General features: G+C 65.3%; 18 protein-coding genes, 1 tRNA gene and 2 pseudogenes. 11 read left to right on the plus strand and 10 right to left on the minus strand.

Annotated elements, in window-relative coordinates; genetic code table 11:
- Positions 1–136: 136 nt before the first annotated feature.
- Entirely contained in the window at positions 137–1,234 is a 1,098-nt protein-coding gene (locus AKN84_RS32720) for a helix-turn-helix transcriptional regulator (RefSeq protein ID WP_050424589.1), read from the minus strand.
- A gap of 195 nt (positions 1,235–1,429) precedes the next feature.
- Positions 1,430–2,062 carry a TetR/AcrR family transcriptional regulator gene (locus AKN84_RS32725; protein ID WP_157863367.1) on the minus strand — a complete coding sequence of 211 codons (633 nt, stop codon included), beginning with the start codon at positions 2,060–2,062 and terminating at the stop codon, positions 1,430–1,432.
- Between the two features lie 85 nt (positions 2,063–2,147).
- On the opposite strand from AKN84_RS32725, the gene AKN84_RS32730 reads away from it, so the two are divergent.
- From AKN84_RS32730 to AKN84_RS32750, 5 genes and pseudogenes are all read left to right on the plus strand, one after another.
- Positions 2,148–3,653 carry a flavin-containing monooxygenase gene (locus AKN84_RS32730; protein WP_050424591.1) on the plus strand — a complete coding sequence of 502 codons (1,506 nt, stop codon included), beginning with the start codon at positions 2,148–2,150 and terminating at the stop codon, positions 3,651–3,653.
- A 114-nt stretch (positions 3,654–3,767) separates the two neighbouring features.
- Positions 3,768–3,844: transfer RNA gene (locus tag AKN84_RS32735), tRNA-Arg, on the plus strand.
- 178 nt (positions 3,845–4,022) lie between these two features.
- Positions 4,023–5,441 carry a UbiA family prenyltransferase gene (locus tag AKN84_RS32740; protein ID WP_050424592.1) on the plus strand — a complete coding sequence of 473 codons (1,419 nt, stop codon included), beginning with the start codon at positions 4,023–4,025 and terminating at the stop codon, positions 5,439–5,441.
- A gap of 2 nt (positions 5,442–5,443) precedes the next feature.
- Positions 5,444–6,828: pseudogene (locus AKN84_RS32745) on the plus strand (FAD-binding oxidoreductase).
- Positions 6,828–7,573: pseudogene (locus AKN84_RS32750) on the plus strand (SDR family oxidoreductase). Before AKN84_RS32745 ends, AKN84_RS32750 begins: the two co-directional pseudogenes overlap by 1 nt.
- On the opposite strand, the gene AKN84_RS32755 reads toward AKN84_RS32750, so the two are convergent.
- On the minus strand, positions 7,554–8,807 hold the full coding sequence (locus tag AKN84_RS32755; protein WP_050424593.1) for a glycosyltransferase family 87 protein: 1,254 nt from the start codon (positions 8,805–8,807) through the stop codon (positions 7,554–7,556). The pseudogene AKN84_RS32750 and the gene AKN84_RS32755 overlap by 20 nt on opposite strands.
- 270 nt (positions 8,808–9,077) lie before the next feature.
- On the opposite strand from AKN84_RS32755, the gene AKN84_RS32760 reads away from it, so the two are divergent.
- On the plus strand, positions 9,078–9,851 hold the full coding sequence (locus AKN84_RS32760) for a tetratricopeptide repeat protein (protein WP_283805556.1): 774 nt from the start codon (positions 9,078–9,080) through the stop codon (positions 9,849–9,851).
- Between the two features lie 525 nt (positions 9,852–10,376).
- On the opposite strand, the gene AKN84_RS32765 is transcribed toward AKN84_RS32760, so the two are convergent.
- Positions 10,377–11,090, minus strand: a complete 714-nt coding sequence (locus AKN84_RS32765; RefSeq protein WP_128971353.1) for a hypothetical protein — start codon at positions 11,088–11,090, stop codon at positions 10,377–10,379.
- Positions 11,091–11,412: 322 nt separating this feature from the next.
- Here AKN84_RS32765 and AKN84_RS32770 point away from each other — a divergent pair, with 322 nt between their 5' ends.
- On the plus strand, positions 11,413–12,957 hold the full coding sequence (locus tag AKN84_RS32770; protein WP_128971354.1) for an aspartate ammonia-lyase: 1,545 nt from the start codon (positions 11,413–11,415) through the stop codon (positions 12,955–12,957).
- Between the two features lie 145 nt (positions 12,958–13,102).
- On the opposite strand, the gene AKN84_RS32775 is transcribed toward AKN84_RS32770, so the two are convergent.
- A complete protein-coding gene (locus AKN84_RS32775; protein ID WP_050424596.1) occupies positions 13,103–14,938 on the minus strand; it encodes a c-type cytochrome in 1,836 nt (611 codons plus the stop codon).
- A gap of 274 nt (positions 14,939–15,212) precedes the next feature.
- Between AKN84_RS32775 and AKN84_RS32780 the strand changes: the two genes are divergently transcribed.
- A complete protein-coding gene (locus AKN84_RS32780) occupies positions 15,213–15,893 on the plus strand; it encodes an alpha/beta hydrolase family protein (RefSeq protein WP_050424597.1) in 681 nt (226 codons plus the stop codon).
- 133 nt (positions 15,894–16,026) lie between these two features.
- Here the strand turns inward: AKN84_RS32780 and AKN84_RS32785 are convergent, their stop codons facing one another.
- Genes AKN84_RS32785 through AKN84_RS32790 form a run of 3 tightly spaced genes read right to left on the minus strand, consistent with a single transcriptional unit; the run spans position 16,027 to position 17,823 of the window.
- Positions 16,027–16,494, minus strand: coding sequence for an SDR family oxidoreductase (locus tag AKN84_RS32785; RefSeq protein WP_430649949.1), 468 nt, complete (start codon positions 16,492–16,494; stop codon positions 16,027–16,029).
- Positions 16,491–16,808: an SDR family NAD(P)-dependent oxidoreductase gene (locus AKN84_RS50105; RefSeq protein ID WP_283805557.1), complete on the minus strand. Its 318-nt coding sequence runs from the start codon at positions 16,806–16,808 to the stop codon at positions 16,491–16,493. Before AKN84_RS50105 ends, AKN84_RS32785 begins: the two co-directional genes overlap by 4 nt.
- Positions 16,809–16,848: 40 nt before the next feature.
- On the minus strand, positions 16,849–17,823 hold the full coding sequence (locus AKN84_RS32790; RefSeq protein ID WP_050424598.1) for a 2-dehydropantoate 2-reductase: 975 nt from the start codon (positions 17,821–17,823) through the stop codon (positions 16,849–16,851).
- A 168-nt stretch (positions 17,824–17,991) separates the two neighbouring features.
- Between AKN84_RS32790 and AKN84_RS32795 the strand changes: the two genes are divergently transcribed.
- Entirely contained in the window at positions 17,992–18,789 is a 798-nt protein-coding gene (locus AKN84_RS32795; protein ID WP_050424599.1) for an enoyl-CoA hydratase-related protein, read from the plus strand.
- 2 nt (positions 18,790–18,791) lie between these two features.
- Here the strand turns inward: AKN84_RS32795 and AKN84_RS32800 are convergent, their stop codons facing one another.
- Entirely contained in the window at positions 18,792–19,043 is a 252-nt protein-coding gene (locus tag AKN84_RS32800; RefSeq protein WP_244485640.1) for a hypothetical protein, read from the minus strand.
- Between the two features lie 74 nt (positions 19,044–19,117).
- Positions 19,118–20,002: a LysR family transcriptional regulator gene (locus tag AKN84_RS32805; RefSeq protein WP_050424601.1), complete on the minus strand. Its 885-nt coding sequence runs from the start codon at positions 20,000–20,002 to the stop codon at positions 19,118–19,120.
- Between the two features lie 127 nt (positions 20,003–20,129).
- Between AKN84_RS32805 and AKN84_RS32810 the strand changes: the two genes are divergently transcribed.
- Both AKN84_RS32810 and AKN84_RS32815 read left to right on the plus strand, forming a co-directional pair.
- Positions 20,130–21,491: an FAD-dependent oxidoreductase gene (locus AKN84_RS32810; RefSeq protein ID WP_050424623.1), complete on the plus strand. Its 1,362-nt coding sequence runs from the start codon at positions 20,130–20,132 to the stop codon at positions 21,489–21,491.
- A 12-nt stretch (positions 21,492–21,503) separates the two neighbouring features.
- Positions 21,504–22,508, plus strand: coding sequence for an ABC transporter substrate-binding protein (locus AKN84_RS32815; RefSeq protein ID WP_050424602.1), 1,005 nt, complete (start codon positions 21,504–21,506; stop codon positions 22,506–22,508).
- The last annotated feature ends 87 nt before the right edge of the window (positions 22,509–22,595 follow it).

Genomic DNA, 22,595 nt, shown 5'->3' on the forward strand with positions numbered 1-22,595 from the left:
CCCGACGATTTTCCTCACCCTGTGGACTGCCGCCGATACCGCTGTGTCCGGTGGAACCCAGCCCTGCGGTATTGGAATATCTCCAGAATTTTCAGCGAAGGCGACCGGAACCTCAGAACAATTCGTCTCGAATTGCTCACTTCACCCGGTGCAGCAATGCCACCAGTTCCGCCTGCCGATGCGTGCCGGTTTTCTGGAAGATCGTCTTGAGTTGGTTGCGCGCGGTGGCAAGGGCAATGCCGGCCTCCTGTGCCGCCGCTTCGACTGAATCGCCGCGCGCAAGCCGCGTGGCGAGGCGTGCCTGCGCCGGCGTCAATTCGAAGGTCGCCGCCAGCAGCGCAGAATCGAATGCGGCGCTGCCTTCGAGATCGCGGATCAACAGGATCGCGCGCGCGCCCAGGAACGGTGAGCGCGCGGCGGGAGGCACCGGCTGCAGCTGGATCAAGATCGGCCGCTTGTCGATCCGGCGCACCACGATCGGCGACGACGGGAGCGGCTGCAGGTCCGAATTGTGAGCCAGCTGATCGATCAGCCTGGTCAGGTCGGCATTGGCCTGCCGGTCGAGCAGGGTGAGCCGATTGTTGCGGATCGCGAGGTCGCGGCCGAGGCAGGCTTCCGCTTGGCCATTCATGCCGATGACGGCGCCGAAGCGGCCGACGGCGATCGCCGCGACCTGGATTAGGTCGAGCGCACTGGTGATGCCCGAGATCGCCGAGCGGCCGACGACGGTGGACAGCGTCGCGGCTTCGGTCAGCCGCGCCGACACGCGCGAGAGTGCCTTGACCTCGTCGGCGTCGAACATGCCTTCCTTTGGCGAGCGCTGAATGGTCAACGCCCACAGGGCGGAGCCGGCGTGAAATCCGATCCCGGCAAACCATTTCAGTCCGAACTCGCCGAGCGTGGCGTAGAGCGGATCGCGCAGCATGTCCGCCTCGGAGGCGAACAGGTCCGCGTCGGTGATGACCTCGGTACCGGCGAGCAGCAGCGGCACACCGCGCGACGCGCGAATGTCGGTGAGGTGAAGATTGTGCGGGAAGTAGATCTTGCTGAAATAGTCGGTGATCGATTGTGTGCGTGGAATGTCTTCAGTGCGGACATCGCTCTGGAGCAAGGCAGCCCCGGTCGCGCCGACGGCCGCGCAGACCTCGTCCATGAAGGACGGCCAGGTCGCGGGATCGAGTACCACGTCGCCAAGGCGCGCGGTCACGTCGTCCAGCCGGTGCACGTCGACCAAAGGCTTAAGCTCCGCCTGATGCAGTTTTTCGTTGTTTCACAAGGCGAAACAGGAAAAGCCTGGTTGCGCCCGGTACCGGGCATAAGACAACCCCGGCCGCCGGTCATGCAAGTAAAATCAGCGGCGCGGCCTCGGGCCAGGCCGGAAACCCCAGCGAAACATAGTCGAAAATCGGCGAGCGGTGCGGACCCACCGCTACCGCAAGCGCAGGTCGGTCAATGCGACGCGGCAGAAGCTGGCGGCGATCGCGACGACGTCCTCGACGGTTTGCGGATATTGCTTCGAGACCCAGCGCAGCGCGATCGAGATGACCGCGCCGACCATGCCGGTCGAGAGCAGCGTCGCCGCCGCGCCCCTGTCGCCATGTTTCGCATCGAGCACCGGCGGCACCAGGATGTCGCTGAAGACGCGCCCGGCGTCGAGCTTGACGGCATCGACCGCCGGGCTGATGCCGGAGATTTCCAGCAGGAAGACCCGCGCAGGCTTCGGATGCTCCTTTAGCCGGGTAAAATACAGCGTCAGCGCGGCGTGCAGTCTTGCTTCGGCATCGTCGCCGGCGGCCGCGGCGGCAGCCGTCATTTCCTCGTGCAGATGGCCGACGACATGGTTGTAGGCGGCGATCAGCAGCGCTTCGCTGTTGGCGAACGACTCGTAGAAGTAGCGCTCGGTGAGCTCGGCGGCCTCGCAGATCGCCTTCACCGTCGCGCTGCGATAGCCGACCTCGCCATAGACCTCGATCGCGGCGTCGATCAGCTTCAGCCGCCGCTCGGTGCGGCGCTCCTCGGCGTCCATACCGCCATAGAGGCGGGCTTTCCGGCTGCTTGCCATGAAAAGTCTATTGACACGAGCCATTGTCAGATGTCAAGTTATCTGACAATAAGGATTGTCAATTCTGCCGCGGGAGGGTCAGGGCGTGTCCACTCATTTCGACGTGTTGATCGTGGGTGCCGGCTTGTCAGGCATCGGCGCCGGCTATCATTTGCAGACCAACTGTCCGGACCGCAGCTACGCCATTCTCGAAGGCCGCGATTGCATTGGCGGGACCTGGGACCTGTTCCGCTATCCCGGTATCCGCTCCGACTCCGACATGTACACGCTCGGCTATTCGTTCCGGCCGTGGACCGCGCCGAAGGCGATCGCCGACGGGCCGTCGATCCTGAACTATGTGCGTGAGACCGCGCGCGCCTATGGCATCGACAAGAAGATCCGCTTCAACCACCGCGTCGTGCGCGCCGACTGGTCGTCGGCCGACTCGCAATGGACGGTCGAAGTCGAGCGCGGGCCGGAGCAGACGATCGAGCGCCTGACCTGCAACTTCCTGTTCATGTGCAGCGGCTACTACAAATATGAGCACGGCTACACGCCGGACTTCCCGGGCATCGCTGATTTCGCCGGCCGCGTCGTCCATCCGCAGAAATGGACCGACGACATCGATTATGCCGGTAAGAAGGTGGTGGTGATCGGCAGCGGCGCGACCGCGGTGACCCTGGTGCCGGAAATGGCCAAGACTGCGGCTCATGTCACGATGCTGCAGCGTTCACCGACCTATGTCGTGGCGCGGCCAGACGAGGACAAGGTCGCCAACTGGTTGCGGGCGCGGCTGCCGGCGAAACTCGCCTACGGCCTCACGCGCTGGAAGAACGTGCTGCTCGGCATGTACTTCTACCGGCTCTGCAAGCGCGATCCGGAGCGCGTGAAGAAGCTGATCCTCGGCGGCGTGCGCCAGGCGCTCGGCCCCGATTACGACGTCGCCACGCATTTTACCCCGAGCTACAATCCGTGGGACCAAAGGCTTTGCCTGGTGCCGAACGGAGATCTGTTTCAATCGCTGCGCAGCGGCGGATCGTCCGTCGTCACCGACCAGATCGAGACTTTCACGCCCGGCGGTATCAAGCTCAAGAGCGGCAATGTGCTCGACGCAGATGTCGTGGTGACCGCGACCGGCCTCGATCTGCAGGTGCTCGGCGGGCTCGAGATCAAGGTCGACGGTGCGCCGGTCGACCTGTCGAAGACCATGAACTACAAGGGGCTGATGTATTCGGGCGTACCGAACCTCGCCGCCGCCTTCGGCTACACCAACGCGTCCTGGACGCTGAAATGCGACCTGACCTGCGAATATGTTTGCCGCATGCTCAACCACATGAAGGCGAACGGCTACGCGCAGGTGACGCCGCGGCGGAACGATCCTGATGTGACCGAACTGCCCTGGGTGGATTTCTCCTCGGGCTATATCCAGCGCGCCGCCGCCCGGTTCCCCAAGCAGGGCTCGCGCCGGCCGTGGCGGCTCTACCAGAACTATGCGCTCGACATCATGACGCTGCGCTTCGGCTCGCTGAAGGATGAGGCGATCGAGTTTCTGCCGGCGCGCCGGACCAGCGCGGCGGATGCTGCCGCGAATCCGGCGCGGCAGGTCGCATAACGCGCGACGCCGCGAACGCAACTTCGCGCGCGCCCGGACTGGCGCGGGCTGGCGATCATTCGGCTCCTCTGCTATGGGAGGGCTGCGCCCGCATGCTTGAGCCGCGGGCGGTGCGGTCCCGTAGCTCAGCCGGATAGAGCGACGGTTTCCTAAACCGTAGGTCGGAAGTTCGAGTCTTCCCGGGATCGCCATTTTCCGCCTGGTTGCGCGCAGCGACGCCATCGGCGACCGCCTCCACCCCTCATCGAAGCCGCAAACGGCCTTCTGCGCTGCCTTTCGGCGCGGTGCGGCGGGCGTTTGCCGCTAAATTCACCCCAAATTAGGGAACGCTCCGGACAATGGGGAGGGGGCCACCGGAAGTCCGCGCGCATGCGAGCTAGCGTTCCAGAACGGGTTGAAGAGGGCGGCAGCGACGCCCTCCGCGATCCGCTGCGTTCAAGCGGCCGGCCGCTCGTTGTCGATGTCGACGAGGTGATGGTAACGGGAAGCACCGTCCCGGCGGGGATCGCTTCCGAATTGAGCCGTCGCGTTCTCGCGGTCACCACGGCGATGGCCACCGCGTTCGGACCGGAAGCGCGCTCGACACACGTTGTCGATCGGTCGGGTTTCGATCCATCCCGCGCTCAGTTCGACCGTGACGCGGTGACCTTCCTCTTGCAGGTGCTCGGCGAAGGCCGCCCGGTCTACCTCTGTTCGGAAAGCTATTCCGAGCCGTTCGTCAGCGCTGTTGCCCAGCATCTCGGCGTCTTCACCGCCTGGGCTGCCGCACCGGCCGGCCGGTCGTCGACGGCGCGGAGCGAAGACTTGCCGCCCGTGCTGCGCCAGGGCTTTGACTATATCGGCGGCGCAACGATCGCCTTGCCGGACTTCGCATCGCGCGTGGCGCGCCCCGGTCGATCCGAACCGGCTGCGCCCGCGCCGGCCGGTGTGCACAGCTGGCTGAAGCTGCTCCGGGTGCATCAATACGCGAAGAACGCCCTCGTGCTGGTGCCGCTGCTGACCGCGCATAAATTTACGCTGGGATCGGCGGCGACGTCGCTGCTTGCGGCGATCGCATTCTCGCTCTGTGCGTCGGGCGCCTACATCCTGAACGACATTCTCGACATCAGGGCCGACCGCGCGCATCCGGCCAAGCGCAACCGTCCGATCGCAAGCGGTGCGATCCCGGCGTCGCAGGCTGCCGGCGCGATGGCCCTGGCGCTTGCAGCCGCATTCGCGATCGCCTTGTGCATATCGGCCACATTCGGCGGTGTCCTGCTCGGCTATCTCGCGCTGACCACGTCCTATTCGCTGCGGCTCAAACGCATCGCGATCGTCGACGTCGTCGTGCTGGCGACGCTTTACACCGTCCGCGTGATCGGCGGCGCGGTCGCGATCAATGTGCCGATGTCGGAATGGCTGCTCGCGTTCTCGCTGTTCATCTTCATGTCGCTGGCGCTGGTGAAGCGCCACATCGAGCTCGCCAGCCAGCCGGACGGCGCCGTGCTGGCGGCGCGCGGCTACCAGGTCGACGACAAATCGATGATTGCGATCCTCGCCGCGGCATCTGGCTTCAATGCCGTCGTGATCTTCACGCTCTACATCTCGTCCGATTCGGTTCGCGCGCTCTACAGCCATCCGCAACTGCTTTGGGCCTGCTGTCCGATCCTGATGTACTGGATCGGCCGCGTGATGCTGTTCGCACAGCGCGGATTGATCGACGACGATCCGGTGATGTTCGCGCTCCGGGATCGCGCCAGCTGGGTCGGGCTTGGCGCGATCGGCGTCATCATGCTCGCCGCCATCTAGCGATGCCGGCGGCTGCATTGCCAGGACGTGCGACGGCGAGCTCCAATCCGGGCGCGATTGGCCTGTCCGGCTGGGGCAACTATCCGAGGGTGTCGACCGAACTGCTGGCGCCGCGGACGCCCGCGGGCGCACGGGAGCATCTGATCGGGCGCTCCGGCGTCGTCGCGCGCGGCGCGGGCCGCGCCTATGGCGATGCGGCGATCGGCACGCACTCGACGATTTCGACGCGCTGCCTGAACCGGATGCGGAGCTTCGATGCCGCAACCGGCCAGTTGACGGTCGAAGCCGGCGTGACCATTGCCGATATCCTTGCCGCGTTCGAGCCACGCGGCTTCTTCCTGAAGGTCGTGCCCGGCACCAAATTCGTGACCGTCGGCGGCGCGATCGCGGCCGACGTGCATGGCAAGAACCACCATCGCGACGGCGGCTTCGGCACGATCGTCGAGTCTTTCCGCCTCGCGCTGCCGGGCGGCGAGATCGTGTCGTGCTCGCGCTCGGAGAACGCTGCACTGTTCATGGCGACGCTCGGAGGCATGGGCCTGACCGGCATGATCCTCGAGGCGACGTTGCGGCTGCTTCCGATCGAGACGGCCTGGCTGCGGCAGGACACCCGCGTCGCCGGCAATCTCGAGGCGGCGATCGATCAACTGGAAGGCGGCGCATCGGCCACCTATTCGGTGGCCTGGATCGACTGCCTTGCGCGCGGCGCGGCGCTCGGACGCTCGCTGGTCTATCTCGCCGAGCACGCCACGCGCCGTGACCAGGAGTTGCTGGGGCCCGAGCTCGCGCCGTTCCCCAGCCCTCGCATGTCGCGGCTATCGGTGCCGGAGCTGTTTCCCGGTTGGCTGCTCAACCGCGTATCGATGCGGGCGTCAACGAGCTGTACTTCCGCCGCGGCGCTGCGCAGCAAGGCAGGCAGCGGCTCGTGCATTGGGATCCCTATTTCTTCCCGCTCGACGCGATCGCCGACTGGAACAGGATCTACGGCCGCCGCGGCTTCGTGCAGTATCAATGCGTGATCCCGCAAGCGCGCGCACGTCGCGTGCTTGCCGAAATCCTGGATCGGGTCTCGCGGCGCGGCGATGCGTCGTTCCTCGCCGTGCTCAAGCAGCTCGGCGATGGCGGTGGACCGATGTCGTTTCCGCTGCGCGGCTACACATTGACGATGGACTTTCCGGTCAGCGACACGCTGTTCGCGTTTCTTGATGAGCTTGATGCGTTGGTGGTCGATGCCGGCGGCCGGCTCTACCTCGCCAAGGACGCGCGGCAATCCCGCGCGACATTCGAATCCGGATATCCTGGCCTTGCGGCCTTGCGGGACATCCGCCAGCAGACCGGGGCGAACACCCGCCTTGTCTCCCATCTTTCAGCACGGCTTGGAATTTGATGACCGGCACAAAATCAATTCTGGTGATCGGCGGCAGCTCGGATATCGGGCATGCGACGGCGCTGCGCTATGCAAAGGAGGGCTGGCGCGTGACGCTCGCTGCCCGCGACCGCGAGGCCGCGCAGCGCAATGCGGATGATGTCAGGACGCGCAGCAGCGTCGAAACGACGGTTCAATCGCTCGACGTGTTGGAGACCGCGCAGCTGGCCGGCTTCGTCGCCGGCCTGTCCGTGCTCCCCGACACCGTGGTGTGCGTCGTCGGAGAACTCGGCGACCAGTTGCGGGCGCAGACCGATCCCGAGCTTGCGACGACGATCATGCGCACCAATTTCGAGGCGCCCAGCCTGTTGCTCGAACTGTTCGCGCAAGCCTTCGAGGCGCGCGGCTCGGGAACCATCATCGGGGTCAGCTCGGTCGCCGGCGATCGCGGGCGGGCGTCGAACTACTATTACGGCGCGGCCAAAGCGGCTTCTCGCAATTCCTGTCCGGGCTGCGCAACCGCCTGGCACTCGCGGGTAAGGTCCGCGTCGTCACCGTAAAGCCCGGCTTCGTGCGCACCAGGATGACCGCGCATATGAAGCTGCCGGCGCCCCTGACGGTCGATCCGGACCGCGTCGCCGAGGATATCTACCTCGCCGATGTGGCGAGACCGCGCGACGTGATCTATGTGGCCCGGCGGTTCCGGCTGGTGATGGCGATCATCTGCGCGCTGCCGGAGACGATCTTCAAGCGGATGCGCATCTGACGGTCGATCCGCTGACTGCTTCCGTCCCTGAACTGCGCAGCAGCACAATGCCGACGATGAGCGCGATCAGCGGAATGATCGCAAAGCCGCCGATCGAGAACGTGCTGAGCGCCTGTTCGCCGTTGTGGGAAGACGCCATCTGCGTCGCTTGCAGGTAACCGAACGCGCCGATCGGAATCGGCAAGGCGTAGATGATCCCTCGTTCCCACTGGCGCGCGCTCGCCAGCAGCGCCGGCAGCAGCAGCGCGAGGCCGACGCTGAAGATCAGGAAGTCGTAGTCGTAGGCGTAGGGGCTGATGCAGACCGACACGATCGCGACGAGGCCGAGGCGCTCGCGTGCCGGCATCGGCCGGTAGGCTGCAATGAGGACCATGGCGAGCGCCAGCACCGCGACGACGCCCTGGGCGACAAACGCAGCCGACGCGGACAACCCCGCGGTCCGCAACGCGGCATAGATCGAGATCATGCGATGCATCGGGTAATTGCCGTGCTCCAGGAACGCCGACGAATCGCGCACGCTCTGCAGGAACGCGCTCCAGATATCGACGCCGAAGACCGCGGTGCAGATCGCCGAGCTGATCAGCACGACGGCAGCAGCCGTCATCACCACGATCCAGGACCGCCGCAGCACGGCATAGACCGCGAACGCGACGGCGAGGTGCGGCTTGATGATCATCAGCCCGAGCGCGGCCCCGGCGAGCGCTGGCCGCTTCTCGAAGAACAGGCAGACCGTTCCGATCAGCCCGGCCGTCAGCAGACCGTTCTGTCCGCAGGCCAGCGTGGTCCCGATCGTCGGAAAGAAGATCATGAGCACGAGTACGAAGTTATCGCCTGCGAGACGGCGCAGCGTAGCGAGGTAAAGCGTCAGCGTTGAGCCAGCGAACAGCAGATAGGCAATCCCGACCGGGATCAGCGCGAACGGCGCCAGCAGCAGGCTGAACTGCGGCGGATAGGTCCATGGCATGAAGCCATCGCGTCCGCCCGACACCTCTCTTTGGATGACGATGAGCCTGGCGAATTGATAGGCCTGATCCACCGTGCCCAGCCACACCAGTTTTGCGGTGATGTAGAAGGCGGTAAAGTCGATGAGCTCGCGGCCCTGCCCAAGTCCCACTTGAGCGAACCACACGGCCTTGACGACGATGGCGACGGCCAGCAGCGCGAGGATTCCGCTGATGTAAGCGGTTCGCTTCGAGGTGGTCGACCGAATTGCTTCAAGGGTAGTCACGAACATTAAGCTGGGCCCTGTTTTCGGTAATTCAGGCTAGGTCGAATAGGTTAAGCAGTCGAAAAATCCGGGCCGGAGAAGGTGGTCTGAAGCGTGTCGCCTGACGGCCGCGGGAACCGACGGTATATTGGTGCCCGACCGCGACTTTCGCTGGACGCTCCGTCGGCGCCGGTGATAACGGCTGGGAAGAACCATCTTTCGACGGATCGCATGCCGAAACCTCCACCTCCTTCCGCCAATCGCGGGCCTGGCCCATCCCCGCTCCTGCAACGCGCCGTGGTCGCATTGCAGATGGGACAGATCGTCGAAGCCGAACGGCTGGCGGCCGAGGTCTTGAAGGCAAACCGGACCGATGTCGGCGCGGCCTCGATCCTGGCGCGGGCGCTGATGATCCAGAACCGCAACGAGGAGGCGATCGCACCGCTCGAGCGCGCCGTGCGCCGTGTGGAGGATCCCGGCCTCGAGACCTTGCTCGGCGCGGCGCTCGGCGGCGCCGGTCGTCGCAGCGAAGCGATCGATGTGCTGCGCCGGACCACCGCGCGGCGGCCACCATACCTGCCGGCATTTCAGGCGCTCGCAGGGCAATTGCACGCGGACGGCCGCATCGACGAGGCGGTTGCCGTCCTCGAGAGCGCGCTTGCGCTCACCCCCGGGAGCGTCGAGTTTCAACTCCTGCTCGCGCAGCTGCTGCCCCAGCGCAACGAGCGCGGCCGGGCGCGCGAGATGCTGGAGAGACTGCGCGTTGCGGCGCCGGGACATCCCGATGTTCTGGCCGCGCTCGCGCGCGTGCTGCTGCTCGAGGGTGAATACGCGGCCGCGGCGGAGCTCTACCGCCAGGTGCTGGCGCAGCGCCCCGACGATCCCCTGACGCGGACCAGCTTCTCCGCCGCCCTTCTGGAGATGGGCGATCGCGCCGGCGGCGAAGCCAATCTGCGTCTGGCGCTGCGCGGCCGGCCGCAAATGATCGGCCGCACCACTTCAGCGCTTACCATGGCATCGCATGGCCGCTTCTTCTTCCGTCCCAGCGGGTTTGCGAAGTTTCTGAGCTAGGCGATTCTGCCGCTAGCGCACAGAATCGTAGGATGGGTGGAGCGAAGCGATACCCATCAGCCGTGCCGCGTGGTGAGACGATGGGTTTCGCTGCGCTCTACCCATCCTACGCGACTGGCGCGGTTTCGAGTGACGTGGACTGCCGCGCCACATATTCGGTGTCGTCCCAGCGAAAGCCCTAGTGCATGCACACATCTTCTGGAGTCTTCTCAAGGACTTGGCTGAAGAACGCAGAGAAATGACGACGTTTAGCTAAGCTGCGCTCGCGAACTTTGGTCATCGCCCCACATCCAAGTCCTTGATTAAGAGTCGGTTTTTCGATCGGAAAAGATGTGTGCATGCCCTAGAGCGAAAGCCGGGACCCATAACCACCGATGCGAATAGTCGCATGATGGCGGAGCGACGAGTCCCATCAACAACATCTGCTGCGGCGTATGGGTCCCGGCTTTCGCCGGGACGACGCGTGGAGAGGGTCTTGTCCCGCTCTAACGCCTGTCATCGCCGCGCAGCAATCGCGCGCCCGGCCTACGACCGAAACTGGCGGCGATAGAGTCCGGGCTCGCGGGACATCCTGTTGGACAGTTCCTGCGCGCGCGATGTTTCATCCGGCGTCATCGCCGCGGTCTGCGCGACCCAGTTTTCGCGCTTCACCGGGAAGCATTGCGCAACCGGAGTGCCCTTGGGCAAGACGCCGTTGAAATTGGTGTCGTGCCAGCGTGCCGGGAAATGAACCCAGCCGTCGCGGAACAGGTCGCAATCGACGAGGCCGGTCAGCGTGGTGAACGGCAGGTCGAACCGATTGACCGGATGCGTGAAGAACAGCGAGTAGCCCGCCGGCGCCTCGATGGTCCACAGATTGACGAACTTGATGACGAAGCGATCCGGCTCGAACAGCGGCGAGCCGGCCACCTGGCTTTCGTCGTGGAATCCGACCGGCGAGCGCGGGAATTCGAGCGCGCCCCCCGCCGGAAGGTCGTTGTCCCACGTCATCTCGCCATTCTCGACCTTGAGATCGCAGACCAGCGGCAGCAGGAAACCTGACGTCATCGCATCGACGAACGGCGGGCAGCGCTTGACGGTATCCTCCTCGCGATTGCTCATCGCATTGAAGGCCTGTGTCGGCATCGCCTTGAGCCATCCGGGAAGACCCATCGACGCCGGCACCGGCTCCGGAATCTTGCCCTCGAGCTCCGCCGGGCAGCGGAATCTGATGGTGATCGCTTCGTTGTTGTTGGACACGGTTTTGGTCCTTGGTTCGTTCAATGTCGGCAGCGCCATCGCGCCAGTCGGTGCTGATCTAGCACGCGATAACGGGGCGGAGAAAGCAACCGCGCCCGTCGCGCAGCGCCCCGCGGTCTGGAGCTATAAGTTGTTGTTATCATGACGGATAAGGCAAGTCCTCGATTCCCGGTGCGGCGCGCATTCCGATCCGGCTTTTCCGCGTCTTTCCGTTCGTCAGTGTGCAAGACTTTGCCGATAGGCATTGGCTTTCGATCTCTGTCCGGCGCATCATGGCTGGCGTCGCTGACGACGGGATTTTCAGCAGGTAACGGAGGGACCAATGGCCGAAACGAAGGTTGAGACCGCCAGCACTGCAGGCGCCGCGCCACCCTCCAGCGACAGCGGCGGCGTGAGCGAGCTCGCGATCGCAACCGTCCGCACCGTGCCGATCGAAAAGGCACAATCCCGTAGCGAGCACGATCTGCTCGGCGAGGACGATGTGCCGGCCAATGCGCTGTGGGGCATCCACACCAAACGCGCGGTAATGAACTTTCCGATCACCGGCGTGCCGGTCGGCCATTTTCCGGAATTCGTCCGCGCGCTGGCGCTGGTGAAGCAAGCCGCCGCGCGTGCCAACAAGCGCCTGGGCTATCTCTCGCCGGAAAAGGCCGATGCGATCGACAAGGCCTGCACCCAGGTCGCAACCGACAAGGTCTATGCCGAGTCCTTTGTCGTCGACGCGATCCAGGGCGGCGCCGGCACCTCGACCAACATGAATGCCAACGAGGTGATCGCCAACGTCGCGCTCAAGCTGATGGGCAAGAAGCCCGGCGACTATCACACGCTGCATCCGAACGACGACGTCAACATGGCGCAGTCGACCAACGACGCCTATCCGACCGCGCTGCGGCTCGCGGTGATCTTCGCCACCCAGCCGCTGGTGCGGGCGCTGGATGACCTCGCCTATGCCTTCAAGGGCAAGGCGGTGGAATTCGCCGACGTCCTCAAGATGGGCCGCACCCAGCTCCAGGATGCGGTGCCGATGACGCTCGGCCAGGAATTCGACGCCTTCCACGCCACCGTGAAGGAAGACGTCGCGCGGCTGAACGAGATCTCCAGCCTGTTCCGCGAGGTCAATCTCGGCGCCACCGCGATCGGCACCGGCATCAATGCCGATCCGCGCTATGCCGCGCTTGCGGTCGAGGAGCTGTCGCGGCTCTCCGGCCAGCCGATGGTGCTGGCCTCGAACCTGATCGAGGCGACCTCGGACCTCGGCGCCTTCGTGCTGTTCTCCGGCGTGCTGAAGCGCGTCGCGGTGAAGGTATCGAAGATCTGCAACGACCTGCGGCTGCTGTCGTCGGGGCCGCGTACCGGCATCGGCGAGATCAGGCTGCCAGCGGTGCAGGCCGGCTCGTCGATCATGCCCGGCAAGGTCAATCCGGTGATTCCGGAAGTCGTCAACCAGGTCGCTTTCCTCGTCATCGGGCACGATCTCACGGTGACGATGTGTGCCGAAGGCGGTCAGCTCCAGCTCAATGCGTTCGAGCCGACCATCGGCTATTGCGTGCTGAGCTCGCTGCGCATGCTGACGGCGGCGATCGACACCCTGACCAAGCGCTGCGTCGACGGCATCGAGGCCGATCGCGAGCGCTGCCGCAGCCTGGTGCAGGGCTCGATCGGCCTGATCACGGCGCTGGCGCCGGCGCTCGGCTACGAGGCAAGCTCGCGTGTGGCGCGCCGCGCGCTGAAGGAGAACCGCTCGGTCGCCGACATCGTGCTGGAGGAAAAGCTGCTGACCGATGAGCAGCTCAACCAGCTGCTCGAGCTCGAAGCCATGACCCGTCCGGCGCGGCGGCAGCCGGTGCCGAAGTTGAAGAATAGTTGAGAGCAGGCGTTACGGAGCGCGAGCCGGACACACCCACCCGCCGCTCGTCGTGTTCGGGCGTCTACGCCCTTAATGTCGCCTGCGGAAAAGACGTGGATGGCCGGGCAAGCCCGGCCATGACGGCAGGTGTGTCGACCGGCGACGGCTACAGCGTCTTGATGAACTCGATCAGCGCGCGGCGCTCGTCTTCCTTCAGCTCCGCCCCGATCACGCCGAGGCGCTTCTCGTTCGAGAATTCGTGGCCGGAATTGCTGTTGCCGCGCTTGGTGGTGTCGAGCAGGAAGGCGTTCTTGACCTTGTCCTTCCAGGCATAGCCGAGATCCTTGGGATCATACTCACGGCTGCCGAGATAGAAGGTCGAGGGACGGTCCTTCACCGGCGACAGCAGCGCGTAGATGGTCGGCACCGAGCCGTTGTGCAGGTAGGGCGGGGTCGCCCAGATGCCGTTGAGCGGCCGGACCTTGTAGGCGAGCGGCGCCTGGATCTCGTTCGGCCGGTAGCCGTTGATGCGCTTGCGATCCTCTGGCGGGGTCTTGTTCTGGTCGTACCAGTAGTCGACGGTCTTCTCGACCAGTTCGCCGAGCGCCGGTCCGAAGCCGCCGTCCTTGATGTTCAGATTGGCCGGCGTCTCGACGGTGCGGCTCGCAAGGCCTTCGGCCTGCGCGCTGTCGGTACCGATATGGCTGATCGGGATCATCTCGACGTCGAGCAGCGGCTGGCCGGCGTCGTTCTTGATCCAGCGCTTCTTGTCCTTGAACAGCGCAAAGGCTTCGCTTGCGGGCAGCGCCTTGCTGTCGATCGCGGGGCCATGGCAGCCCTGGCAGTGCGTCTTGTAGAGTTCGCCGCCCTTCTTCGCGAGATCCATGTTGATCTGCGGCAGGATGTTCTCCGGCCATTTCGGCGATGCCAGGCCGCCAAAGCCCTTGTCCTCGCTGGGCGGCTCGCCGGCGATCATCCGCTCCATCTCATGCAGTATGTCGATCCGCGCGCTCGATTTGAACAGTCCCCTGGATTCATCGAGCAGATTGAGCTCGGCGCTGACGCCGAGCGCCTCGCCGGCATTGCGCACCATCGGCTGCATGATCGAGCCGTCATACTGCACCCAGCTGAACCACGGCGCGTTCCAGATCCGCGGGAAATGCACCGGCGCCGAATGCGAGGCGTAGTTGTTGGGATTGTTCAGGTCGATCGAGAACACCTGGTTGCCGATCCGGTTGAGCGCATCGAGCCGCGCATAGCCTTCCTCGACACTGTTGGCGGCGACCTTGCCCTCCAGTGCATTGATGTTGGCGTATTGCTTCAGCACGAGATCGAGCTGGCCGCGCAGCGCCATGCGCTCATCGAGGCTGGCCTCCTTGCCGAGGATCGCCTCGGCAAAGCGCGAGAAGCGGCCGGGCCAGAACCGGGTCAGCAGCAGCGAGACGCCGACGCTCTTCTGGAATTCGAACAGATTGGTGTTGGCCGGTCCGCCGTCGATCACGATCTCGGTGCCGCGATAGCTGAAGCTGCCGGTGTGGCAGGCGGAGCAGGTCAGGCCGACCCCGTGCATGTCCTCCTTCGTGTGCGGGTTGCGCCACGGCGCGCCGTTGGCATCGGCCATCGGGCTGCTCGGCGCGAAGCCGATCGGCAGCGGATCGGGGCTGCCTGGGATCACGGTGTCGGGAATAAAGCCGAAGCGGCCGAGATAATTGGTCTCGCTGAGCTTCGGCGCCGCCGTGAACAGCGGCCACACCGTCGGTTGCTCCAGCGCCATGAACCATTCAACGGGAATGCCGAAGGTCCGCGTGCCTTGGTCGGCGTGATAGAACCAGCGCAGCCGTTCGGCGCTGACATTCTGATCCAGCCATACGGTCTTTGCCGGCGGCTGGTAATCGACGACCTTGACGCGGAAGCCGCTCGTCACCGTCTCAATATCGTCCTTGAAGTAGAGGACGCCGGCGACAATCAACAGTCCGATGAAAAAGATCGTCTTGCGAGGCATGCCCCGTCCCCCGATTCGCGGTACCCGCGCGTCATATTGTCGAGATGTTAAAAATCGCCGAAATAGGTTCGCGTTAAGCGTGTGTCGTGTCGTGCACTATCCTATAGCGGCGCCGCTTGGTCTACCAACCGAAATGTTGCAAAGGAAATGTTGCAAAGGAAATTTTGATTGGCTGTGAGCCAGTTCACTTGCGGCGTGCTCTCCTCGGCGGCATTTGCGCGCATCGGCCGCGGCGGCTAGAACTGGCGGACCAACAATTCTTCGAGATGTCATCTTGAACGCGTCAGGCGCACAACCGCTCACGATCACGGTCTCGGACGACAGCGCGGTGTCCGCGCTCCTGCTGCGCCCGGAAACGGCGCGTGCGGCCTATGTGTTCGCCCATAGCGCCGGTGCCGGCATGACGCATCCCTCGATGGCCGTGATCTCAGAGGGGTTGGCGGCGCGCGGCATCGCGACGCTGCGCTATCAGTTTCCCTACATGGAGAAGGGCAGCAAGCGGCCCGATCCGCCCGCTGTCGCGCAGGCGACGGTGCGTGCCGCGGTTCGGGAAGCCGCGCGCCGTTGCGGCGACCTGCCGCTGTTCGCCGGCGGCAAGTCGTTCGGCGGACGCATGACGTCGCAGGCGCAGGCCAAGGCGCCGCTCGAAGGCGTGCGCGGGCTGGTGTTCCTCGGCTTTCCGCTGCACCCCGCCGGCAAGCCGTCGCGCGAGCGGGCCAAGCACCTCGCCGAGGTCAAGGTGCCGATGCTGTTCCTGCAGGGCACGCGCGACGCGCTGGCCGAGCTCGAGCTGCTCGAGCCTGTCGTGAAGGAGTTGGGTAGCCGGGCGACACTGCATCTCGTGCAGGAGGCCGACCATTCCTTCCATGTCCTCAAGCGCTCCGGCCGCGACGACCGCGAGGTGATGGCCGAGGTGCTCGATGCGTTCGCGGCGTGGGTGGTGGAGCATTCGTAGAATTCTGTAGCCCGGATGGAGCCAACGGGTCGCGCGAACGCGCGCCCGACGACGGGCCCCGCGTAATCCGGGTTGTCTTTCCATTTGCGAAACCGTCCCGGATTGCGCTTCGCTCCATCCGGGCTACGTTCGATCAAGTAGGCGCGCCGCCATAGATGCGGTCGCGCAGGCGGCGCATGCCGGACAGCCATCGCTCGCGATTGGTGGCCTTGCGCTGCATGTATTCCTGCACCTGGGGATGCGAGAGGATCAAAAAGCGCTCCTCCGCCATCGCCTCGATCACCATCCGCGCCACCTCGCCCGGCTGCAGCACGCCGTCGACGCGTGCCGCGCTCGGGCCCGGCGTCGTCATGCCGGTCTGCACCGATTGCGGGCAGAGTACGGAGACGCGGATGCCGCGATCGCCATACTGGATGGCGAGATGCTCGGCGAGCGCGACCGCCGCATTCTTGGTCACGCCGTAGGGCATCGAGTTCAGCGAGGCCAGCAGCCCCGCGGCCGATGCCGTGTTGATGAGATAGCCGGAACCCCGCGCGAGCATGCCGGGCACCAGCGCGCGCGCCGCGAACACGTGGCTCATCACATGCACCCGCCAGCTCACATCCCAGTCGGCATCGGACGCGGTTTCCTGTCCCTTGCGCGACAGGCCCGCATTGGAGAAAAAAAAACGTCGACCGGGCCGTATTTGTCCTCGGCCGCGGCGATCAGCGCCTTGATGTCCTCCTCGAGCCCGACATCGGCGGTGACCGCGAGGGCGTCGATATCGCCGGCGACGCTGGCGAGCCGGTCGCGCGAGGTCTTGAGATCGGCGACCACGACGCCGCGCGCGCCGGCCTCCGCATAGGCCCGCGCCACCGCTTCGCCGATCCCGCTGGCGCCGCCGGTGACGACGCAGACCTTGTCCTTGATGTGCATGGTTCGATATCCCGGCTTGTTATCGTGGTGGACCGGATTGTCAGCCCTGATACAGGCCGTTGTCACGCGCCTTCTGGATCGCGAGCGCAGCCATCAAATCGAGCATCGGGGTCGGAATGTCGGCCGCGCGGGCGAATGCCGCGGGTGCGCGCACCAGCACGTCGATCTCCATGGCACGGCCGAGCTCGTAGTCCTGCAGGATCGACGGCTTGTGGTCCGGCGCGGGCCCCGAGCGGGTGACGCGCTTGACGTCTGGAATGTAGCGTGTCGCAACCGCATTGGCCTCGTCGAGCAGACGCGGGATCACGTCCTGCATGTCGGAATCGTCGCGGACGCCGCGTGCGGTCAGCCCGGTCAGCAGGCAGAGCACCGACATCGACATGTTGGTGAGCAGCTTCGACCAGATCGTTTCGCGGATCTCCCTGACCTCGGGCGACTCGATCGCGGCGTCGTTGAGCGCGGCGCGCAGGCCTGCGATGCGTTCGCTCCGGCGATCGTCACATTCGCCGATCAGCAGGCGGTTGCGCTCCGGCGACAGGTTGTCTACCACGCCAGGCGCGATCACCTCGTTGGAGGAGAAGATCACGCCGCCGATGATCCGCTCCTTCGGGATGGCGCTGCGCAAGCGCCCGCCGGGATCGAGGAAGCCGAGATCGGGGATCGCCGGATGCTGCGGCGGCAGGCCGAGACCGTACCACCAGGGAATGCCGTTCTGCGCGAACACGATCGCCGTATCAGGCTGAAGCAACGGCGCGAGCCCGGCTGCGAGCGCACTGACGCCGGTCGCCTTCAGCGTGCTGATCACGACGTCCTGCGGCCCCAGCTCGGCAGGATCGGCCGACGCTTTCACCTTTGCGGTGGCGCTGGTCTCGCCGACCTTCAGCGTCAGCCCGGCGGTCCTGACCGCGTCGAGATGCGGGCCGCGCATCACGCAGGACACATCGTGGCCGGCGCGTGCCAGCCGGACCGCGAAGTGGCTGCCGACGGCGCCCGCGCCGAAAATGCAAATACGCATCAGTGGAACCAGTCCTTGCAACGTGCCGCGTCAGTTTCCACAAGCGCGGGGCATCGCGCAACCCGTCATGCGCGGGGCGCGGTCGCGCCCGCTCGAAAGTGATGGATCACGGCAGCGCGCCTCGCCATAGTGGCTGGTAACAGCAATGCCGAGCGAGGGAGAACATTCATGTCGGCGAGCCCAGTCCTGTGGAGCCTCGATGCGCGCGGGGTCGCGACCGTCACGCTGAACAGGCCCGAGGTCAACAATGCCTATGACGGCGCGCTGATTGCGGGCGTGCTGGCCGCGATCGACGACCTCTCGACCAAGCCGGTCCGTGTCGTCGTGCTGAATGGCAACGGCAAGCATTTCCAGGCCGGCGCCGATTTGAAATGGATCAACGGCGTGCGGCCGAAATCGCCGGAGGAGAACGAAGCGGCGTCGCGCGCCACCTTCGAGGCGGTGCAGCGCCTCAACACGCTGCCGGTGCCGACCGTGGCGCTGGTGCAGGGCGGCTGCTTCGGCGGCGGCACCGGCGTGATTGCGGCCTGCGATATCGTGATCGCGGCCGATAATGCGCTGTTCTCGATCACCGAAGTGCGCTGGGGCCTGACCGCGGCGATCATCATCCCACAGCTCTGCGACGCCATCGGCGTCCGCCAGGTGCGGCGCTACGCCCTGACCGGCGAACGCTTCGGCGCCGAGGACGCGCGCCGCATCGGCCTCGTCCATGAGGTGGTGCCGCTGGTCGACCTGGAAAGCGCCGGCGCCAAGGTCGTGGAGCAGCTGCTCGGCAACGCGCCGGATGCAATGGCCGAGACCAAGAAGCTCGCGATGGAAAGCTCGTTCGGCGGCATGGCCGTCGACGATGCGGCCTACAAGCGCCTCGTCCATCTGCATTCCGTCAAGCGGCAGACCGCGGAAGCTGCCGAAGGGCTGGCGTCCTTTGCCGAGAAGCGCGCCGGACGCTGGGGCGGCGGCGCGTAAGCTCAACAGCCGTTGCAGATGCCGCGCATGCTCCGATAGACCTCCTCGTCGTCGCGGCGCATCTGTTGCAGCGAATCGAACGTCTTCGATTCGCTCGACTGCGTCACCGGCAGCTCCGGCTTGCGCTTGGCCGCAAGCTCCTGCTCCTGCCGATGGTAGCAGGCCTCGCGCTCGGCCTTGGCCTCGATGAAGCGGCAGGTCTCGATCGCCACCGCTGGTGTCGCGGCGATGATGAGACCAAGCGACATTGACATCATGAGTTTCAAACGGGCGATCCTTTCGCGTCCTTGTCTCAGGTCCGCATGCCAGCGGCAAGGCCGGTGTCGCATCACAACGGCTGCGCCAGCGACTTTTTCAACGTCTTCAGCAGCGCCTGCACCGCGGCGGCGTCGATGCGGCGCTCGGGAACGGCGGCCTTCACCCACAGTTCCGGGATCGGATAGTCCGCGAGCACGGGTTGCAACGCGCCGTCGCGCAGCGCGTCGGCGACCAGATAATGCGAGAGCAGCGCGATGCCGTTGCCGGCGATCGCGCTTTGCGTCAGCACGCGGCCCTCGTTGGAAGAGAGAATCGGGCGCACCTGGATATTGATGCGGCCGCGCGGTCCCTCGAACGGCCATTCCGGTCCGGTCGGCAGGAAGCTGAGGCAGCGATGATCGACCAGGTCGCGCGGATGCTTCGGCGTGCCGTGCTTCTTCAGATACGCCGGCGAGGCACAGACGAGGCGCGGTAGCCGGCACAGCGGCTCGTCGACGACGCCGCCGAAAGAGTGCGGGAAGGCGCCGATCGCGATATCGAAGCCTTCGGTCACCGGATCGACCGGACGGTCGATCATCACGATCTCGAGCTTCACGCTCCGGTTCTGCCGCTGGAAGATCGTGAAGGCATCGGCGAGCCGCGCCACCGTCAGCGAGGTCGGCGCCTTGACGCGCAGATGATCGGATAGGTCGCGCTGCTTCTCGCCCATCCGCGACAGGAGATCGCCGACATCGGCGACCACGCCGCGCGCGCGGTGCACATATTGCTGCCCGGCCTCGGTCAGCCGCAACTGGCGAGTGGAACGGTGAAACAGCGCGGTGCCGATCCGCTCCTCGAGCTGGGTGACGCGCTTGGCGACGACCGACGTCGCGACGTTGAGCTTGCGCGCAGCAGCCGAGAAACCGCCGGCATCGGCGGTGGCGAGGAAGGCTTCGAGGTTGACCAGCGTATCCATCTGCCTTCCCTTGCTCAGCTTTCGCCTTTCTCGATTCGCGAAAGCTGATCACATAATTTGGTGGATTGTACTGCGATCCGCATCAATTCATAGTTGGCCCAATCAAACTTTGTTCAGGGCGGAAATGATGCGAGCGAGCACGATCGAAGAACCTGCGCGGCAGGTCCCGGTCTATGGCGAATATGACGTGGTGGTGCTCGGCGGCGGTCCGGCCGGCATTGCGGCAGCGGTCGGTGCGGCACGTGCCGGGCGGCGGACGCTGCTGATCGAGCGTTACGGATTTCTCGGCGGCATGGGCACCGCGGCGGGCGTCACGAATTTCTGCGGACTGCACGCCAACATCTTCGGCGAGATGCACCGCGTGGTGCAAGGCATCGCCTCCGACCTCTTGGTGCGGATCGACCGGCTCGGCGGCTTGAACGCGCCGCATCTGATCCTCGGCAAGATCCTGGCGCAGGCCTACGACACCGCGGCCTACAAGATCGCGGCGGACGATCTCCTGGCGCATCACAAGGTCGACATCCTGTTCCACGCGCTCGGTGCCGGCGTCGTGATGGACGGCGCGCAGATCCGCGCGCTGATGGTGGAAACCAAGGCCGGCCGGCAGGCGGTGCGCGGTGGCATCTTCATCGACTGCTCCGGTGACGGCGACCTCGCGGTGTGGGCCGGCGCGCCCCATGAGGTCGGCGATAATGCCGGCGGCATGCTCTACCCCTCGATGATGTTCCGCCTCAACGGCATCGATCCCGCGAAGGCCGGCGATGCGTGGCGGACGATCCCGGAGCGGATGGTGCAGGCCGAGGCGGCCGGTACGTGCAAATTCCCGCGCAAGTCGGCGATCGTGCGGCCGCAGAAGTCGCAGATCGAATGGCGGGTGAATTTCACCCAGGTGACGCGTAGCGACGGCGGCGCCATTTCCGGGATTGATCCCGATGACATGACGCGCGGCGAGATCGAGGGCCGTCGCCAGGCGGTCGAAGCGTTCAAGTTCCTGCGCACGGTGCCGGGCTTCGAGAATTCCTACATCGTCGATTTGCCGCCGCAGCTCGGCATCCGCGAGACGCGGCGCGTGATCGGGGGCTACATGCTGTCCGGCGAGGACGTGCTGGGCTGCGCCTCGTTCGAGGATTCGATCGGCGTCAACGGCTGGCCGATGGAAAAGCACGTGCCGGGCGATGTGACCTTCGAGTTTCCGCCGATCCCGGAGAGCCGCGGCTACAATGAATTGCCGTATCGCATGCTGGTGCCCGAGGGCGTCGACAATCTCTTGGTCGCCGGCCGCTGCGCCTCGATGACCCATGAAGGGCAATCGGCAGCGCGTGTCTCCGGTGCCTGTTTCGTGATGGGCGAGGCGGCGGGAACCGCGGCTGCGCTGGCACTTTCGGGCAACACGATTCCGCGCGACATTTCCGTCGAAAAGTTGCAACAACGGCTCGCGGCGCAGGGCGCGTTCATCGGGCGCGACCAGGCCGTGCCTGAAGGATTATAGGTGGAGACGGCAATGAAGGGTTGGGCGCGGCTCGCACTCGCGGGTCTCTTGGTGTGGGCCGCGAGCGGCATCGCGCGGGCCGATGATCTCCTGAAGGCGAAGATCGGTGTCTTGCGGCTGTCGTCCTCGGCGCCGGTATTCATCGCGCAGGACAAGGGCTATTTCCGCGACGCCGGGCTCGACGTCGAGCTGAAGTTCTTCGACGCGGCGCAGCCGATCGCAGTCGCGACCACCTCGGGCGACGTCGATTTCGGCATCACCGCCTTCACCGCAGGCCTCTACAATCTCGCCGGCAAGGGCACGCTGAAGGTGATCGGCGGCATGAGTCGCGAGAAGGCCGGCTACCCCTTGATCGGCTATTTCGCCAGCAACAATGCCTATGCCGCCGGGCTGAAGACGCCGAAGGATCTCGCCGGCAAGCGCGTCGCGGTGACCCAGGTCGGCTCCAGCTTCCATTATTCGCTCGGCCTGCTTGCCGACAAATACGGCTTCAAGCTGTCGGACGTGAAGATCGTGCCTCTGCAGTCGCTGTCGAATGCGGCCGCGGCGCTAAAGGGCGAAACCGTCGACGCGGCGCTGCTGCCGGTCTCGACCGCGCGCACGCTGATGGATTCCAACGGCGCGAAATTTTTGGGCTGGGTCGGCGACGAGACGCCGTGGCAGCTCGGCGCCGTCTTCGCCTCGCCGAAGACGCTGACCAACGCACCGCTGGTGACCAGGCTGCTCACCGCGCTCACCCGCGCCGACCGCGAATATCACGACGTGGTCCTCAGCGCGATCAAGGACGGCGTGGTGCCGATCAACGAGAGAACAAAGCCGCTGCTCGAGATCATCGCCAAATATACCAACCTGCCGGTCGAGCACGTGGTCGGCAATTGCGCCTATGTCGATCCGGATGGAAAACTCGACGTCAAGAACGTCGACAACCAGATCAAGTGGCTGCAGGAGCAGGGCTTCGTCGACAAGGGTTTTGACGCGAATGCGATCATCGCCAAGGACTATGTGAAGGCGGATTGATGATGAGCCGCGCGCGACACCCTATCTCCGTCACCCTGAGGAGCGCGCACTTGCGCGCGTCTCGAAGGGTCGACGGCCGCGATGCAT

Origin of the sequence: Bradyrhizobium tropiciagri (assembly GCF_001189845.1) — a bacterium.
GTDB classification, from domain to species: Bacteria; Pseudomonadota; Alphaproteobacteria; order Rhizobiales; family Xanthobacteraceae; genus Bradyrhizobium; species Bradyrhizobium tropiciagri.